Genomic DNA, 17,001 nt, shown 5'->3' with positions numbered 1-17,001 from the left:
CCCCCGGTGCGCTATATCTTGAAAAGGGGAAAAGCCGTGAGTGATCGCTTCTTCCTCGTTGGGGCAAAATGGGCCGGTGTTCCGTTTTGCTCGTCCCAGACGCTCCGGTGGTGCTCATGCGCCCTACGAACCGCGAGACCTGTTGCGCGCCTACGAGCATCATGCGACACGGGAGGTTCGGCCGAGCTCCGGCGAGCTGCTGATCGTGATCCCGCTCGGCGATGAGGACACCCTGGAGATCACCGTCGTCGATCCCACGGCGGACTGGATCGAGTCGCGAATCCGCGGCCTCTGCGCCTCGCTGGCCGAGATCGACCGGCGAGCCCAACGTGTCCTGCGCGGAGGGTTCCGCATCGGCTGGATCGAACTCGATTCAGCGCATCATGGCATCGTGGACTATTGGGCCACCGGGGTGAACAGTGAATATGCCATCGAGATCTCGTGGACCGGAGATGCCTGGGAGGAATCGCCTGCCGCCCGCTGACCTGGCACCCGATCGTGTAGCCGACCCGGGCTCTACAAGGCCGGAGAGTCCTTATCTCGGCCGCGGGCCGAGGTCACGTTCCCTGGCAGCCCAGGCCGTGGGACTCAGGCCGAACTGTCGGCGGAACCAGCGCGAGAAGGCGCTCAGATCCGAGAATCCGAGTTCGCCTGCGATGTCGGTGAGGTTCCTATCACCGCGCGTGATGTACCGGCGCGCGAGGTCTCCGCGTACCGAATCGACTACGGACGAGTAGGTTTCGCCCGCCTGGGACAGGTGTCGATGCAGGGTCCGCCTGTCCATTCCGAGACTGCGCGCAATACGGGCCGCGGTGCAGCTTCCGCCGGGGAGGAGGGCTTCGATGATGTCGCGCACCCGTCCGACGACGGAGGCATCCTCCGGTGGCGCGAGCAGATCCAGGTACTGCCGTGCATAGGGCTGGAACATCGGGTCCGACAGCGGGTTGACGGAGTCCAGATCGCTCGAATAGAGCACGAAGCCGTTGAAGTCTTGCTCGAACGCGATGTCCGTCCCGAACGCGCGGTGATGGACGTCGAGTGTGGGCGGTGCGTCGTGGACGAAGCACGTGGACAGTGGTCGCCAGTCCTCCGGAAGGAAGGCGCTGAGGATCCGGGCCAACGATGCGATGACCAGTTCGATGGACTGGCGACCGAGTGTCATCCCTGGCGCGGGCTCGATCCGAAGGGATGCAAGCCCGTTCAACTCGACGAGCCGAATCCGAATCGCCTCGTTGTGTACCCGCATGTGGCGCAGGATGAGCGCGATCGCACTCCGGACGTCGGGCTCTTCCCTGGCGGCCAAACCCACAGCTCCGAGAATCGACACGCCCCTTCCGTCCGCCATCCTGACCGCGAAGGCCGGGCAGGCCGTTGCCAGTGCGGTGCGCTCCAACAGCTCGTCAACGCGCTCCGCGGGAAGCCACGTGTTCGGCTGGGCCAAGGCCGTCGGATCGATGCCGACGGCACGCATGAACGGATCAGGGTCCGAGCCGAGGGACTGCGTCAACTCGACGTACCCGGTCAGAGCCGAACTCCGCACCTTCAGCGCCGTCATCGATTTCCCCTGTCCCAAACTGCCAAAGAATGTGTCCCAATGGGTCAAGTGATGTCGACCCAATCCGTATAGCGTGACCTGAGTCACCCGCACTTGTCGAATCCGTCCACACGGTCGCTTCTCGCGGGCAGACCCCTGGTTCAGGACCGCAGCGAGCTCTCCGAACCGGCCATATCCGAGACGCGTCGCCCCAACGCGATCTTTCAAGAACAGGAGCACGCATGGAACTGGAGCCCCAGGAGTCCGCGCCGTCCCGAGAGGTTCCCGGCGCAGGCAACCGCTCGACGATCTATCCGTGGGTGGTCTTCGCCCTGATCCTCGGCCTCATGATGTCGGACTACATGTCCCGCCAGGTTCTCAGCTCGGTCTTCCCGGTACTGAAGGCCGAGTGGCACCTGTCGGACTCGCAACTCGCGGGTCTGACCAGTGTCGTTGCCCTGACCGTCGGTGTGTTGGCGTTGCCGATTTCGCTGCTGGCCGACCGTTGGGGTCGCGTCAGGAGCGTGGTGGTCATGGCCGGCATGTGGAGCGCTGCCACGATCCTGTGCGCCGCGGCGGGAAACTACGCGCAGTTGTTCGGCGCACGATTCCTGATCGGGTTCGGTGAGGCCGCCTACGCGAGCGTGGGCATGGCCGTGATTCTGGGAGTCTTCTCCCCACGACTGCATGCCTCGCTCAGTGGCTCCGTCATCGGCGCAGGGTTTCTCGGCTCGGTCGTGGGTGTCGCGCTCGGCGGGATCCTCGCGGATCGGCTCGGCTGGCGAGGGGCGTTCCTGATCATGGCGGCCTTCGGTCTGTGCCTGGTCATCCTGTTCCGGATCCTCGTCAACGAGCAGCGACTGGCGCGTCATGCCGCTGATCAGCAGATTCCCGGGACACGTGCTCCAGGGAATGGACGCGCCCCCATCTCGAGTCTGTTCACCAACGCGTCTCTGACCTGTGCATATGTCGGTGCGGGAATGCAGTTCTTCGTCGCGGGTGTGCTGCTCGCCTGGCTTCCCAGCTACTTCAACCGCTACCACGACATGGCGGCCGCGGATGCCGGATTGGCGGCCTCGGTCTTCGTGCTCTTGATCGGTGCGGGAACGGTCCTCTGTGGTATCGCTGCCGACCGGATCGGGCGACGGCGACCCGAACGCAGGTGGAGTGCCGCGATCGCGTACGGCGCCATCTCGATGGTGTGCCTGATGATCGGCTTCCAACTCGACAACGGGCCGGCGCAGCTGACGTTGATCGGAATCGGGGCATTCTTCTGCTCCGGATTCACCGGTGCCACAACGGCGGTCGTCGCCAGCCTGAGCCACCCGTCGATCCAGGCCTCGGCCTTCGGCGTGGGCACCCTCGCGAACAACGTCTTCGGACTGGCGCTCGGCCCGCTCGTCGTCGGGATGATGTCCGATCGACTGGGTCTGCTCGGCGCGTTGCAGTGGGTTCCGCTCGCCTCCGTCCTGTCGATCGTGGTCTTGGTCCTCGGCGTGAGGCTCTACCCCGCCGGTCTCCGCAAGCTTGCTTCGGTGGCGCTGAAGACCTCCGGCGAGACATCGGAAGCCCCGGCAGACGCGCTCGTGTCCCCGGCCTAGATCACCACGCTCATCGGAGCCTGTCGTCGCCAGGGGCGTCGAGACGGCTCGTCTATCCACCCACTGAAGGAGAGCAGAAAGTTGCAGCAGCTACTCGACAAGGTTGCCGTCGTCACCGGGGCAGCACAGGGCCTCGGCAGGTCGATTGCCCTGGCCCTGGCGCAGGAAGGCGCAGATCTGGTGCTCTGCGACGTGCAGGAGGACAGGCTGAACGAGGTCTCCGCGGAGATCGAGGCCCTCGGCCGCAAGAGTCTGCCCATCCGGTGCGACGTCTCCTCGCGGGAGGAGGTCTCGGCGATGTTCGCCCGCGCAGGCGAGCAGTTCGGGACCGTCCACATCCTCGTCAACAACGCCGCCCGCGTGCCGAACTCCCCGGCCGACGAGGTGCGTCGCAACAAGCACTACGCCTACATCACCACGCCGATGGAACGCCAGTCCCTCGGCATTACCAGCAGCCTCACCGACGACGACTGGCTCAAGTGGTGGGGCGTCAACGTGCACGGCGTCTTCTATTGCATCCGTGAAGCATTGAAGTTCATGGAGCCCCAGGGCTACGGGCGCATCATCAACATCGCATCGATCGCCGGTACCTCCGCGGCCAGCACCCACAGTCCCGGCTACTCCGCCAGCAAGGCCGCTGTGGTGAGCCTGACCAAGACTGTTGCGCTCGACGTCGCAGGCGCAGGCATCTACGTCAACGCCATCGCCTGCGGAGGCGTCTTGACGCCTCCCTTCCAGGAGTACCTCGACGGGGCCACCGAGGAGCAGAAGCGCAGCCTCTACCAGATCGTTCCCGTTGGCCGACTCGGTACTCCCGAGGAGTACGCCTCCCTCGCCGTCTACCTCGCAGGCGAAACCCACTACCTCGTCGGCCAGGTCATCAGCCCCAATGGTGGCGCCGTCATCTGACCGCCGCCGCCCCGCGGTTCCATCGAAAACCACATCCCACCAACTCTTTCCAGAGTCACCGACAGGAGCAACACATGCACTTCCACGACGACGCCCTCTTCCCGGAGAACCAGGAGAAGCTGGTCATCACGGCTGCGCCGTACGGGCCCGAGTGGGAGCCCAACGACTTCCGTGAGGACCTTCCGCTGACCATGGACGAGCACGTCCAGCAGGCCGTCGACTGCTACGAGGCCGGCGCGTCGGTGCTGCACATCCACGTCCGTGAGCTCGACGGTAAGGGCAGCAAGCGTCTCTCGAAGTTCAACGAGCTCCTCGGTCGGCTGCGCGAGGCCGTCCCGGAGATGGTCCTGCAGGTCGGCGGCTCGATCTCGTTCGCTCCGGAAGGTGAGGGCGCCGAGGCCAAGTGGCTCTCCGATGACACCCGGCACATGCTCGCCGAGCTCGACCCCAAGCCGGACCAGGTCACGATCGCGATCAACACCAGCCAGATGAACATCGCAGAGCTGTTGACCGCGGACGATATCGCGGGCACATCCCTGGCGCGTCCGGAGCTGCAGGAGACGTACCGGGAGATGACGATCCCGGCCGGCCCGGGTTGGGTCGAGGAGCATCTGCGCCGCCTGCAGGCCGCCGGTATCCAGCCCCTGTTCGCGCTGACCGGCATCACCGGCCTCGAGAGCGTCGAGCGGCTCATCCGTCGCGGGGTCTACACCGGCCCGCTGAACGTGACCTGGACCGGCATCGGTGGCGGCATGGAGGGCCCGAACCCGTACAACATCATGAACTTCATCCAGCGTGTCCCGGACGGCGCGGCCCTTACCCTGGAGTCCCTCATGCGGAGCGTGCTGCCTGTCAACACGATGGCGATCGCGATGGGCCTGCACACCCGCTGCGGCAACGAGGACACCATCTGGGGCCGCAAGGGCGAGAAGATGACCTCGGTTCAGCAGATCCAACAGTTGGTCCGCATCGCCGGTGAACTCGGACGCGAGGTCGCCACCGGCAAGGACGCCCGCGACATCTACAAGATCGGCACCACCTATGCGGACGCCGACGAGACCCTCGCCAAGCTCGGCTACGCGCCGAACCGCCGCCCGGGCCAGGTCGGGTTCACCCACCACGCCTGATCAGCGACAGCGCCTCGCCGAATTCTGCCCCCATCTAGGAGTGTTACGTGATCAACGGCCTGACCATGGATGACTATCCGCTCTCGCTGACCGCGGTGGTCGAGCGAGCCGAGCGATTCCACAGCGGAAAGGATGTCGTCTCACGCCGCCCCGACGGCAGCATCGCCCGGACCACTCTCGGGGCGTGTGCCCGGCGGGCGCGCCGGCTCGCCACCGCGCTGGCCGAACTCGGCGTCGGCGACGGCGACCGGGTCGCCACGCTGCTGTGGAACCAGGCCGAGCACCTCGAGCTGTACTTCGCGGTCCCGGCGATGGGGGCGGTCGTGCACACGCTGAACCCGCGCCTGCACTCCGACGAGCTCGCGTTCATCGTCGGCGACGCACAGGACCGGGTGATCGTGGTCGACGAATCGCTGCTCGATGCGTTCGAAGGCTTCCGCGATGCTCACCGTTTCGAGCACGTCATCGTCGTCGCGCACGGCGAGTCGGCGCCGGAGGGGATGCTCGACTACGAGGCGCTGATCGACGGGGCCGAGTCGATGGAGTGGCCGGTTCTCGACGAACGACGCGCCGGCGCAATGTGTTACACGTCCGGCACCACGGGGCGCCCGAAGGGCGTGGTGTACTCGCACCGGGCGCTGGTGCTCCATTCGCTGACCGCGGCACTGCCCGACGCGTTGGGGGTGTCGACGCAGGACACCCTGCTTCCGGTCGTGCCCATGTTCCACGCCAACGCCTGGGGTCTCCCGTACGCGGCCGCGCTGCTCGGCGCGCGGCTGGTCCTGCCCGGGTCGAAGTTGGACCCGGTCAGCGTGCTCGACCTGATCGCGGACGAGAAGGTCACCATGACCGCGGGGGTGCCGACGGTGTGGATGGCGATGCTCGACGCTCTCGACTCCCAACCGCAGCGCTGGGACCTGCGCCACCTCGACCGGCTGATCGTCGGAGGGGCGGCGGTGCCGCGCAGCCTGCTCGAGGGATACGACCGCCACGGTCTGACGGTGGTCCAGGCCTGGGGAATGACAGAGACCGCACCGCTGGGCACCGTCAGCCGGCTCCCCGCGGACCTTGACGAGAGCGAGAAAGACGACCAGTACGCGTTCCGAGCCAGGCAGGGTGTCGCGATGCCGTTCGTCGACATCCGAGCCCGCAGCGAGGACGACGGGTTCATCGAGTGGGATGACCGCGCCATGGGCGAGCTCGAGGTGCGCGGGCCGTGGGTGGCGGCCGGCTACCACAACGGCAAGGGCGCAGACAGTTTCACCGATGATGGCTGGTTCCGCACGGGCGACATCGTCCGCATCGACCATCGCGGCTGCATCCGGATCTGCGACCGCTCCAAGGACCTGGTCAAATCCGGGGGCGAGTGGATCTCGTCGGTCGATCTCGAGAACCATCTCATGGCGCACCCGTCGGTGGCGGAGGCCGCGGTGATCGCGGTGCCCGACCCGCGTTGGGGCGAGCGTCCCCTTGCGGTGCTCGTGCTCAGGGACGGTATGACGGCGGATCCGGCGCTGCTGCGCGAGCATCTGTCGACCGAGTTTGCGCGATGGCAGCTCCCCGAACGGTTCGAGTTCGTCTCGACCATTCCGAGAACGGCCACCGGCAAGTTCAAGAAGCTCACTCTGCGCGAGCAGTTTGTCACAGCCGACGGACTCTGACGGTGTCTGCGGCCGGTGGTCGACTGACCGCCGGCCGCCGGGTCTGCGAGCATGGTCGAATGGAGCATCCGTCCGCTGAACATGCCTTTGCCACTCTTCTCGGTGAGAGTGCTGTTCCGCTACTGAAGGAGCAGGGATTCCGGAAGCGAAAGCTGACTTTCACGCGGGAGCGGGATGGTCTGGTCGACGTCATCAACCTGCAGCGGTCGGCGGGGAACAGCCACGAGTCGATCCGGTTCTACGTCAACTGCGGTGTCTACTCGGTGGAGTTCGACCGGGTCATCGGACGGACACCCCAGCAGCGACCGTCCGAGGTCGACTGCCAGTACCGGCGCCGGATCGAGAGCATCGCGACCGGGATCGGGCCGCACGTGACCGTGCACGCCGACACCGACGTTCCCGCGGCCGCCGACGAGCTCCGCGCGGCACTCACCAGTGCGTTGGCTGTGATGGGTCAGCTTCGCGGCCCCGACGATATCGCCCAGTCCGTGGGGTCTGACATCGACTTCGACGTCCTCCGCTATCGACTCGCCACCCGCGACGAGTCCGGTGCACGCGAGCAGTACATCAGAGCGCGGTCCCGTTTCGGTGCGGAGGACCGCTGGCCGCGCCTCGAGGAGCAGTTCCGAAAAGCGGCGGACTCCTACGACGTGGCCATCCTCGACCGCGAACGAGGGTAGGGAGCGGTAGGCCAGCGCCTGTGCTCGGCGTCCATGACGTACACGTGGGTGTGCCGGTAGAGACGCTCCCCCACGCGGACGGCGTCGGCCAGCCGGGCGTCGTCGATGGTCCCGGCCTCGTGCAGGTGGGTGATCTCCGCCGGGTCATGACGCGGCCACATCCGAGCGGCCACGGTGATCCCGATGCCTGCGATCACGGCCAGCGTCATCCAGGTGGTGGTGAGACCGGCGGCGGTCAGCCACCCTGCGATCGGGTAGGTGAGCAGCCAGGCCAGGTGCGACAGCGAGAACTGGGCGGCGAAGAGCGCGGGCCGGTCGGCGGGTTGCGACGAGCGCCGCAGTACCTGCCCGGTCGGGGTGAGCACCGCCGCGGTACCCGCGCCGACCACGGCCCACACCGCGATCGCCGCGCCCCAGCGCCAGTCGCCCGCATCGGCGACCGACAGGGCGACAGCTGCTCCGAGTCCCGCGATCAGGGTGGCGGCACCGGTCAACATCACCGGCCGGGCGCCGAGCCGGTCGAGGAACCGCGGCAGCGACAACGCGACGAGCATCGTGCCGAACCCATTGGCGGCCAGGAGCATTGCCACTCCCGACTGGGAACCGCCGAGCGTGTCACGGACGTAGTTGACGGTGTTGACCATGATCACCGAACCGGCCGCGGCGACCACCAGGTTCAGGCCGAGCAGACCGCGCAGCCGTGGCGTGGCGGCGAAGATCCGCATGCCCACCGCGATCCGGTCCCGGAAGGTGTCCGCGGTGGCGGAACGGGCGTTCGGGATGCGGGTCGCGATCACCAGGACGGCCGATACCGCGAATCCGATTGCGGTGCCGACGAACAACCAGTGGAAGCTGATGAGGGTCAGGACCGCGGCGGCCAGCATCGGGCTCAGCAGGGTCTCCATCGTCGCGGCGAGCTGTGCGGCCGAGAGCGCTCTGGTGTACTCGCGCTCGTCCGGCAGGATGTCGGGGATGATCGCCTGGTAGGTGGGGGTGTACGCGGCCGAGGCGGTTTGCAGCACCGCGATCAGCACATAGATCTGCCAGATCTGGTCGATGAACGGCAGCGCCAGCACGACCGCGGCGCGAATAAGGTTGAGCTCGACCAGGAAGAGCCGGCGGGGAAAGCGGTCGGCGTAGGAGGCGACTATCGGCGCGACCGTGACGTACACGAACATCTTGATTGTCAGCGCGGTGCCCAGCACGGCGGCCGCATCGGCACCGGCGAGCTCATAGGAGAGCAGTCCCAGTGCGACGGTGGTCAAACCGGTACCGAACAGGGCCGACACCTGAGCGGTGAACAGTCGCAGGTAGTCGCGGTTGGTGAACAGAGATGTGATCAACGGCTTTCGCATCGCGAACACTTTCTTCGAATGTCTGAAATGGGCAGGGGTGGGTCACGGGTTCGCCGACAACTGCAGGTGAACATGGGCCTCCTCCGGGGCTGGGTTTCAGTGCTGGTGGGCGGTGGCCACGAGGGTGAACGCCGCGGTGCGGACGGTGTCGCCGTGCTTGAAATCGAGGAACAGTCGGTAGGTCCCGGGACCGGGCACCGCCGTGTGGAAGGTGACGTCGGGTCCGGGAGCCGTGACCCCATCACCGGGTTCGCCGTTCGGGTGAACGTGGATGTATGCCAGGTCACCGGCTCGGAGCACCACCAGGTGACCAAAGGCGGCCAGGTAGGGCTGCAGATCGGTGACCGGCCGGCCGTCCTTGCGCACGGTGAGTGACAGCAGTTCGCCGTCTCCGGGGGCGAGATTTCCCTCGAGGATGACCTCGTAGCCGTCGACGACCGCGGTGCGAGTCTCGCTCGGCGTCGGTCGCGGATCGTAGGCGCCCGCGACGGCGAGATCCGCGCCCAGGGTGATCGTCCGCCCGAGCGGCGTGGGCGAGATGTCGGTGAACACGCGGTAGGACCCAGCCTCCGGCAGGTTCAGTCGAACCGACCAGGTGCCGTCGGCCGCGAGTTCGGGGTGCACGTGCCAGAACCCGGTCAGCTCGCGCTGCACCACGATCAGGTGCAGGTCACGGTCATGGATCGGGGTGTAATCGGTGACCGGTCGGCCGTCCGGGCCGAGGACGCGGAACCGGAAGTCGACGTCGCCCCGGCCGACGATGGTCTCGGCGAGGTCGAGTGTGTATCCGTCCTGTGTGATCTGGAGACCTCCGGGCCCGCTCGCGCCGTGACCGTGGTGGTCGGCCGGGGTGTGGTGTGCGTGGGCGGTGTGGTCGCCCTCGCCGTGGCCGGCGTGCGCCGCGGCCGCCGGATGCCCGTGGTGGTGGTGAGCAGTGTGATCGGTGTGCGCAGCCTGGTGGTCGCCATGCGTGTTGGTGCTCATGTCTCGGCCTCTCGTCGTGTGGTGTTCCGTCGACCAAGTTAGTACCCCCTGGGGGTATGTGCAAGGAGGCAAAGTGTGGCGCAGGTCATATGGGAAGCTATCGCGGATCGCGGATCGGAGCCGGCCGGACGAGGTCAGCCCGCCTGACGCTGACTCCGCTCCGCCCTGAATCGGGGCGGAGCGGAGCCTTCGGGTGGGATCGGCGGCGTCACCAGTGACGCGCCCCGCCCGGGTGCGGGTGCCCGCCCATCGAGGCGGTGATCACCGCCACCGGTGTTCGCGACGCGTACAGGTTTGCGCGTTCCTGCGGGGTCAGGTTGCGCCGGCCCCACAGTCGGGTTGCCGCGCGTCGAATCGTGTGCAGCATCGCGGACTCGCGTGCCGACGAAATAGGTTGCGTGATAACAAAAGCCGCGGTCTTCTCCTGTCGGAGGAGCCGGCCCCACGGCAGAGACGATGCAGGTCCGTCGAATTGGCGCCGTGCCGGAACTCGGTCGAGGCAACTGGAGTACTCACGCCCAGGCCGGGATCGGGCTACGAAGGCGTCAGGTCGCAGAAGGCTGATGCTGCGCCGGGGCCGGTTCGGAACGAAATGAAAGTCCTACACGGATACGGACTATCTCTGATACTCACTGCGTTCCTCACCTCCTCGCAGACCGGACGCACGCGGGCGTCGACTCGCACACGGGGAGGGCGCCGGGTCGACAACTGTCCCGGTCGGGCACCCCTCTCGTCAGAGCTTCGGCACTGCATGACGTGTCCCGATACGATCGAGAAGCCACTTGGGATAGACCCTTAATCCGGGAATACCTGTCCTAACCTTGGGCGTCTGTCGACGTCGTCAGATCAGTGGCCTGTGTTCATGCAGGAGCCTCGCCTAGCGAGGTGCTTACGCCGACCATGGTGCCGACACCCGCGATATATGTCAAACCGCAAGCACGACGGTGCACCAAGATCATTCCGATTGCGGAAAATATTGCTGCGAAATGTATTTCGATTCTTGCTTGTTCAATTCTACAGTTGCACAACAATATTTGGATCAACATAGGACCTGAAGCGTGCGCCGGTGCGTCGTGCAGAGCGGTGATCTGTGGCACGCAGGTTGACATCCTCCGCCCGCAATGATTGCCTGTCGGCGCAGCACCTCGTTAGGTGAGGCGTCTGCACGAACACAGGCCACTGATCTCACGACGTCGAGAGACGCCCAAGGTCAGGACAGGTCTCCCCGGCTTAAGGGGTGACCCAAAGTGGCTTCCCGCAGTGGGGTGGGACACGTCGTGCAGTGCCAAAACTCGTACGTGGGGGTGTCGAATTCGGCAGCGCGACTCGTTCGTGTCGGTATTCACACGCGGTCGCGTCGCGACCTCGATCCTGCCCTTCTGTGCTGTGGAAACACCATCGCGGAGCTTCGTCCCTCCTGGACGTGCCCGCGTCCGAGCCCGGGAGGTGACCACCGTGGACGAACCGCCGAGTCGATATCCGGCCCCGCCCGGATTCCTCACCGCCGGTGTCCATCGCGCCCGCTAGTCGCGGACATCGCCGGACCTCCACGCGCGGCACCTTGCCGCGATCATGCTCGCGACAGTCGTAGTCGCAGAGCCTATTTCGTCGTGCCCGAACACTAGCGAGTTCGTGCACGACCGAGAGATCTGTCATGTCAGAAACCAGTGTCTCGGCGCCACCGAGGCGTCCGGGCAATGCTGCCAAACGAAATAGTCAAGCTGTTCTCCCCGACCGTCAGATGGCGGCACTCGCCGGGATCACCCGCCTGCGTCAGCCGGGCGTGTACGCCGAACTGCACACCACTCCAAAGGGATTGAGAGCGGACCAGATCGACCCGCTGCGCCGCAGGCATGGCAGCAACGAGGTTCGTCACGACCGACCTGCGCCGGCAATTGTGCAATTCCTCGCCACCTTCAAGAATCCGTTCATCCTGATCCTGCTGTTCATAGGCGTGATCATGTACATCACCGAGGTCTACCTGGCCGACCCCGAAGAGGGCCCCGACTACATGGGAATCAGCACGGTCGGCGTGATGATCCTGGTCAGCGTGTCGTTGCGGTTCTGGCAGGAGTACCGGTCGGGGCGGGCCTCTGAGGCGCTCAAGGCGATGGTGAGCACCACGGTCTCCACCACCCGCCAGATGGGCGAGACGGTGGTGACCGCCGAGATCCCCATCGAGCAGTTGGTGCCAGGGGACGTGGTCCAGCTGGCTGCCGGCGACATGATCCCCGCGGACATGCGGGTCGTGCGCGCCAAGGATCTGCAGGTCAACCAGGCGATGCTCACCGGCGAGTCGATGTCCGCGGAGAAGACGGGCGATCCGGTGGCCGGACTCGAACCCGATCGGATCCTCGAGGCCGGGAACCTCGCGTTCATGGGCACCTCGGTGGTGTCCGGCTCGGGGACCGCGGTCGTCGTCCACACCGGGGACGACACCTACTTCGGCGCGATGACCGAGGGGCTGGGCACCAGCCGTCCCGAGACCAGCTTCGACATCGGGGTGAAGAAGGTCAGCTTCTTGCTGATCCGCTTCATGGTCATCATGGTGCCTGCGGTCTTCATCATCAACGGGCTCACCAAGGACTGGAGCCAGGCGCTGCTGTTCGGTGTCGCGACCGCGGTCGGGCTGACGCCGGAGATGCTTCCGCTGATCGTCACCGCCAACCTTGCCAAGGGCGCGCTGTACATGTCGCGGCACAAGGTGATCATCAAGCAGCTCAATGCCATTCAGAACTTCGGTGCGATGGACGTGCTGTGCACGGACAAGACGGGAACTCTCACCGAGGACCGAATCGTGCTGGAGGAGCACCTGGACACGGCCGGCAGGCTCAGTGCCGACACGCTGCGTCTGGCCACGATGAACTCGGTGTTCCAGACCGGGCTGCGCAATCTCCTCGACGGCGCCGTCGTCGAGGCCGCGGGCCCGGACCTGGTCGAGCGGATCCGCCGCGAGCACGGCCTGGTCGACGAGATCCCGTTCGACTTCGCTCGCCGGCGGATGTCTGTGGTCGTCAACGACGACGACGCCGACCTGATCATCATGAAGGGCGCCGTCGAGGAGGTGCTCTCCGTGTGCACCTCGGTCGAGATGAACGGCGCAACCCACGAGCTGACGCCGGGCCTGCTCTCGGCCCTCGACCGGCTCGTCGCCGAGCAGAACGGGCTCGGCAAGCGGGTCCTGGCCCTCGCCACCCGGCGTCTGCCGGCTGCCCCGGGCGGTGCCATGCGCGACTACTCGACGGCGGACGAGACCGAGATGACGATCGTCGGCTTCCTGACGTTCCTCGACCCGCCGAAGGACTCGGCCGCCGCCGCGATCGAAGCGCTTCGGGCCCACGGGACCGCGGTGAAGGTTGTCACCGGCGACAACGAGCTGGTCGCCGAGACCGTCTGCGGGAAGGTGGGTCTCGATGTCGGGTCCATCATCACCGGCGCCGAGATCGACCGGTTGGATGATGACGGCCTCGATGCGATCGTCGGAGAGACCACGGTCTTCGCGAAGACCAACCCGCTTCAGAAGGCACGGATCGTGGACGCGCTCAAGCGGAATGGACACACCGTCGGATTCCTCGGAGACGGGGTCAATGACGCACCGGCCCTGCGCACCGCGGACGTCGGCATCTCGGTGGACACCGCCGCCGACATCGCCCGCGAGTCGGCCGACATCATCCTGCTCGAGAAGGACCTCGGTGTGCTCGAGCGGGGCGTGGTCGAGGGGCGCCGCACCTTCGGCAACATCCTCAAGTACATCAAGATGACCGCCAGCTCGAACTTCGGCAACATGTTCTCGGTCCTCGTCGCGAGCGCACTGCTTCCGTTCATCCCGATGATCCCGGCCGTGCTGCTGGTGCAGAACCTCGTCTACGACATGGCGATGCTGACGATCCCGTGGGACAAGGTGGACCGCGAGTTCGTCGAGAAGCCGCGCAAGTGGGAGACCCGCAGCCTGACCCGGTTCATGGTCTTCATCGGTCCCATCAGTTCGATCTTCGACATCACCACGTTCGCGCTAATGTGGTTCGTCTTCGCCGCGAACACCCCCGAGCAGGCCGCGCTGTTCCAGTCCGGGTGGTTCATCGAATCCATCATCTCGCAGACGCTGATCGTGCACATCATCCGGACGGGACGTATTCCGTTCATCCAGTCGAGGGCGTCTCTGCCGGTCCTGATCTCCACCGGGCTCGTCTGCGTCTTCGGATTGGTGTTCCCGTTCATCGGATGGGGTCAGGCGCTGGGCCTGGTTCCGCTGCCGTGGTCCTACTTCCCGTGGCTGATTCTGACGCTGACCGCGTACTGCGTGCTCACCCAGGGCGTCAAGGTCTGGTTCATCCGCCGCTTCGGCGGCTGGCTGTGAGCCGCAACGGCCGTCGTGCCAACCCGACGCCCACGATGTCCCATCAATGTCCGTTCTGCGGACCGTCAAGAGGAAATCCATGAACACGAACAACTCTCGTGCGCGCCGTCTCGCCCACCGGGCAGGCGTCGGTGCCGCCGCAGCCATCGCGATCGGACTGATGTCCACCGGTGCCGCCCATGCCGACACCTTCGTGCCGCTGCCCGACGGGCAGAAGGCAGGTCCGGGTGCGGTCATCACCCGGACCGAGGAGAGCGCCCTGATCTCCCCGTCGCTGGCCGCCAACGGTGCCGGCCGCACCGCGTGGGTCTCGGGCACGGTCACCGCCGATGTCACCGGCGCCCCGGACGACGGCGAGGCCGGACCCTCGAACGGTGCGACCAACGGGAAAGGAACCAACAACTCGTCCACGCACGGGGTCTCCCGTGTCAGCACCGGCTATATCGTCGGGTGCCAGGTCGACATCACCGGCCTCGGCGGCTCCATCGGCGCAGGCATCGACCTCTCCGGTCCCTCGATCTCCGGTTCGCTGACCGTCCCGGTCTCGGCTGGCCAGGTCAAGTTCGTCGGTGTCGCGGGCAAGGACATCAAGAAGAACGGCAAGTACGCCGTCCAGTACAAGGACACCCAGCTCGAGATCCAGAACTGCGGCGGCTTCGCCCAGGCCCGCTCCTACACCGTGGTCGAGATCGTCGGAAACGACTACTCCAAAACCACCCTGTACGGCCAGCCCTTCAGCATCGGATAGCGCCTGCGGCGCGCACAGTCCACACCTCAACTCGATACCTGAACCCTCAGAGGAAAATTCATGAACTCCAGCACGATCGGCCTGCGTCGCGGGCTGCGGATCTCCGCCGTCGGCGCGGCCGCCGCGATTGCGGTCGGCTTCTTCTCGGCGGGTGCGGCGAATGCCGACACCTTCGTGCCGCTGCCCGGCGGCACCGTCACCAAGACGCTCGCGGACGGCACCGAGGTGACCGTCACCATGACCGGTGAGTCCGCGACGGTGTCGCCGTCGATGGGGTCGACTCCCCTGCACCGCAACGTGTGGGTGTCGGGCTCGGCGAAGGTCGAGATCTCCGGTGGCTCCGGCGCCGAGGGTGGCTTCATCGAGCCCGGCTACATCGTGGGATGTCAGCTCACCCTCGGCGGCGAGACCGGAGCGGACGCCGGTATCGGGGCCGAGTGGACGGGCGCAGCCGAACCCACCGCAGGCGGCGCGGGCACCGTTTCGATCGGACCCGGCGAGGCCGCGAGCTTCCCGATCCTCGACCTCGAGTCCGCCGACGACTTCGGTGGCGAGTCGCACTCCGGCGAGCACTCCTTCGAGGGCGCCACCGGCAGCGTCACCTGGGCCGACTCCACCATGGGCGTCGAGGGCTGCGCCGGCTACGCGCAGGCCCGCTCCTACGTCAACGTCACCGTCGACACCGAGAACGTCAAGGGCACCGTCACCCTCTGGGGACAGCCCTTCAGCATCGGCTGACCGAACGGCGGGTTGCGAACACGACCCCGGGGTGGGAGGCGATGCAGCTTCTACCCCGGAGTCGTGCGCTCAACCAAACAGGTAGTGCTCCAATGATTCTAGAGTTCAGGCGGTCGTCGCGACGAGTTGGCCCGCCCCGGACGGAATCGTATTCGGCTAGCATCGGGAGCATGCGTAGCGACCTGATGAAGAACGCGGAACGTAGTGGTGAGCCGGGGACTTTCGTGCTCCAGAACTCCCGAATGCTCAAGGTGGACCTGGCCGGAACGGGTGGGCACTTCCTCGCCCGCCAGGGGTCGATGGTCGCCTACCAGGGTGACGTCGATTTCGCCTATCAGGGCAGCGGCGGCCTCGGCAAACTGTTCAAGAAGGCACTCACCGGCGAGGGCATGTCGCTGATGAAGGTGTCCGGCAGCGGCGACGTCTTCCTCGCCCGCGACGCCGACGAGATCTTCCTGCTGGAACTCGAGGACGAGTCGGTGACCGTCAACGGGACGAATGTTCTCGCCTTCGAGAGCTCGCTGAGCTGGGACATCAATCGGGTCGAGGGTGCGTCGATGCTCAGCGGTGGGTTGTTCAACACCACCTTCAGCGGGCGCGGTGTGCTCGCGATCAACGTCTACGGCACGCCCGTGGTGCTGAACGTGGACACCCCCACGTTTGTCGACATGCAGAGCGCGGTGGTGTGGTCGACCGGGCTGCAGTCGACCATCCGCAAGACCGCGAAGATGTCCGCCGCGATCGGTCGCGGTTCGGGTGAGGCGTACCAGTTGTGTCTCACCGGCAACGGATTCGTCGTCGTGCAGGCCTCCGAGGGCCACCCCATCCCGCAGCACTGACCCGGACCTCCCCGGTCGGCCGCGGCCCCGCCGTGCCGACCGGGAGATCGTGCTCAGGCGGCTGCATATCCCAGCGCAGCGGCGACGAGCACCGGCGCCAGGTACAGCAGTGGGAACGGGATGTGGGCGTACGAGCGCGCCCGGATCACGGCGATGACCGCCCCCGCGAAGTAGAGGAACAGGCCGATCGTGGCCAGGACCCCGATCACCGGCACGAACAGGCCGACCAGCAGCCCCGCCGCCCCGGCGGCCTTGGCGGCGCCGAGCCACGGCCACCACGACTCGGGGACGCCGTAGTCGGTCAGGGCTTCCACGACCCATCCGGTGCGGAAGAAGACGGCGGCGGCCGAGTAGCCGACCCACGCTGCGGCCAGGATGGTGACGATGACAAAGGCGGTGTTCATCGGATTGTCTCCTCATCGGGTTCGAATGGACTCACCACCATGACGGCCCCCACGCCGAGAATGT

The 17,001-nt window shown here is 66.3% G+C and carries 14 protein-coding genes and 2 riboswitches; of the genes, 10 read left to right on the top strand and 4 right to left on the bottom strand.

The annotated features are described in order from the left end of the window. Window positions 1-40 precede the first annotated feature (40 nt). Window positions 41-484 (top strand): hypothetical protein, encoded by a 444-nt coding sequence (locus tag ABIC28_RS06835; protein WP_354578116.1) that lies wholly within the window; start codon window positions 41-43, stop codon window positions 482-484. Between the two features lie 51 nt (window positions 485-535). On the opposite strand, the gene ABIC28_RS06830 is transcribed toward ABIC28_RS06835, so the two are convergent. Next, window positions 536-1,555 carry an AraC family transcriptional regulator gene (locus tag ABIC28_RS06830; RefSeq protein WP_209928094.1) on the bottom strand — a complete coding sequence of 340 codons (1,020 nt, stop codon included), beginning with the start codon at window positions 1,553-1,555 and terminating at the stop codon, window positions 536-538. Between the two features lie 221 nt (window positions 1,556-1,776). Between ABIC28_RS06830 and ABIC28_RS06825 the strand changes: the two genes are divergently transcribed. The 5 genes from ABIC28_RS06825 (at window position 1,777) to ABIC28_RS06805 (ending at window position 7,512) form a co-directional block, all read left to right on the top strand. Beyond that, a complete protein-coding gene (locus ABIC28_RS06825) occupies window positions 1,777-3,135 on the top strand; it encodes an MFS transporter (protein WP_354578114.1) in 1,359 nt (452 codons plus the stop codon). 81 nt (window positions 3,136-3,216) lie between these two features. Continuing rightward, the gene (locus tag ABIC28_RS06820; protein WP_097210892.1) at window positions 3,217-4,044 is read left to right on the top strand and encodes an SDR family NAD(P)-dependent oxidoreductase; all 828 of its coding nucleotides are present in this window, start codon (window positions 3,217-3,219) and stop codon (window positions 4,042-4,044) included. Between the two features lie 74 nt (window positions 4,045-4,118). Next, window positions 4,119-5,171, top strand: a complete 1,053-nt coding sequence (locus tag ABIC28_RS06815) for a beta-keto acid cleavage family enzyme (RefSeq protein ID WP_097210893.1) — start codon at window positions 4,119-4,121, stop codon at window positions 5,169-5,171. 47 nt (window positions 5,172-5,218) lie between these two features. Continuing rightward, window positions 5,219-6,832, top strand: coding sequence for a long-chain fatty acid--CoA ligase (locus tag ABIC28_RS06810; RefSeq protein WP_354578111.1), 1,614 nt, complete (start codon window positions 5,219-5,221; stop codon window positions 6,830-6,832). Window positions 6,833-6,891: 59 nt separating this feature from the next. After that, complete coding sequence (locus ABIC28_RS06805; protein WP_354578109.1) at window positions 6,892-7,512, top strand: DUF4304 domain-containing protein; 621 nt, start codon at window positions 6,892-6,894, stop codon at window positions 7,510-7,512. Here ABIC28_RS06805 and ABIC28_RS06800 read toward each other — a convergent pair. Further along, window positions 7,476-8,867, bottom strand: a complete 1,392-nt coding sequence (locus ABIC28_RS06800) for an MFS transporter (RefSeq protein WP_354578107.1) — start codon at window positions 8,865-8,867, stop codon at window positions 7,476-7,478. The two genes, ABIC28_RS06805 and ABIC28_RS06800, sit on opposite strands and share 37 nt — an antisense overlap. A gap of 96 nt (window positions 8,868-8,963) precedes the next feature. Beyond that, window positions 8,964-9,851, bottom strand: coding sequence for a DUF8832 domain-containing protein (locus tag ABIC28_RS06795; RefSeq protein ID WP_354578105.1), 888 nt, complete (start codon window positions 9,849-9,851; stop codon window positions 8,964-8,966). Between the two features lie 718 nt (window positions 9,852-10,569). After that, window positions 10,570-10,743, bottom strand: a riboswitch (M-box (ykoK) riboswitch). Between the two features lie 245 nt (window positions 10,744-10,988). After that, window positions 10,989-11,162: riboswitch (M-box (ykoK) riboswitch) on the top strand. A 430-nt stretch (window positions 11,163-11,592) separates the two neighbouring features. Between ABIC28_RS06795 and mgtA the strand changes: the two genes are divergently transcribed. From mgtA to ABIC28_RS06775, 4 genes are all read left to right on the top strand, one after another. After that, window positions 11,593-14,208 carry a magnesium-translocating P-type ATPase gene (gene mgtA, locus ABIC28_RS06790; RefSeq protein WP_257017219.1) on the top strand — a complete coding sequence of 872 codons (2,616 nt, stop codon included), beginning with the start codon at window positions 11,593-11,595 and terminating at the stop codon, window positions 14,206-14,208. A gap of 79 nt (window positions 14,209-14,287) precedes the next feature. Further along, window positions 14,288-14,956 (top strand): MspA family porin, encoded by a 669-nt coding sequence (locus ABIC28_RS06785; protein ID WP_354578102.1) that lies wholly within the window; start codon window positions 14,288-14,290, stop codon window positions 14,954-14,956. Window positions 14,957-15,016: 60 nt separating this feature from the next. Beyond that, window positions 15,017-15,694 (top strand): MspA family porin, encoded by a 678-nt coding sequence (locus tag ABIC28_RS06780; protein ID WP_354578100.1) that lies wholly within the window; start codon window positions 15,017-15,019, stop codon window positions 15,692-15,694. Window positions 15,695-15,864: 170 nt separating this feature from the next. Further along, window positions 15,865-16,533, top strand: a complete 669-nt coding sequence (locus tag ABIC28_RS06775; protein WP_077040034.1) for an AIM24 family protein — start codon at window positions 15,865-15,867, stop codon at window positions 16,531-16,533. A gap of 53 nt (window positions 16,534-16,586) precedes the next feature. On the opposite strand, the gene ABIC28_RS06770 is transcribed toward ABIC28_RS06775, so the two are convergent. Then, window positions 16,587-16,937, bottom strand: coding sequence for a DoxX family protein (locus ABIC28_RS06770; protein ID WP_354578098.1), 351 nt, complete (start codon window positions 16,935-16,937; stop codon window positions 16,587-16,589). Between the last annotated feature and the right edge of the window lie 64 nt (window positions 16,938-17,001).

Source organism: Rhodococcus sp. PvR044 (genome assembly GCF_040548995.1).
GTDB classification, from domain to species: domain Bacteria; phylum Actinomycetota; class Actinomycetes; order Mycobacteriales; family Mycobacteriaceae; genus Rhodococcus_G; species Rhodococcus_G oryzae.
Note: the sequence above shows the minus strand (reverse complement) of the source record. Positions and strands in the feature narration are given on the sequence as shown.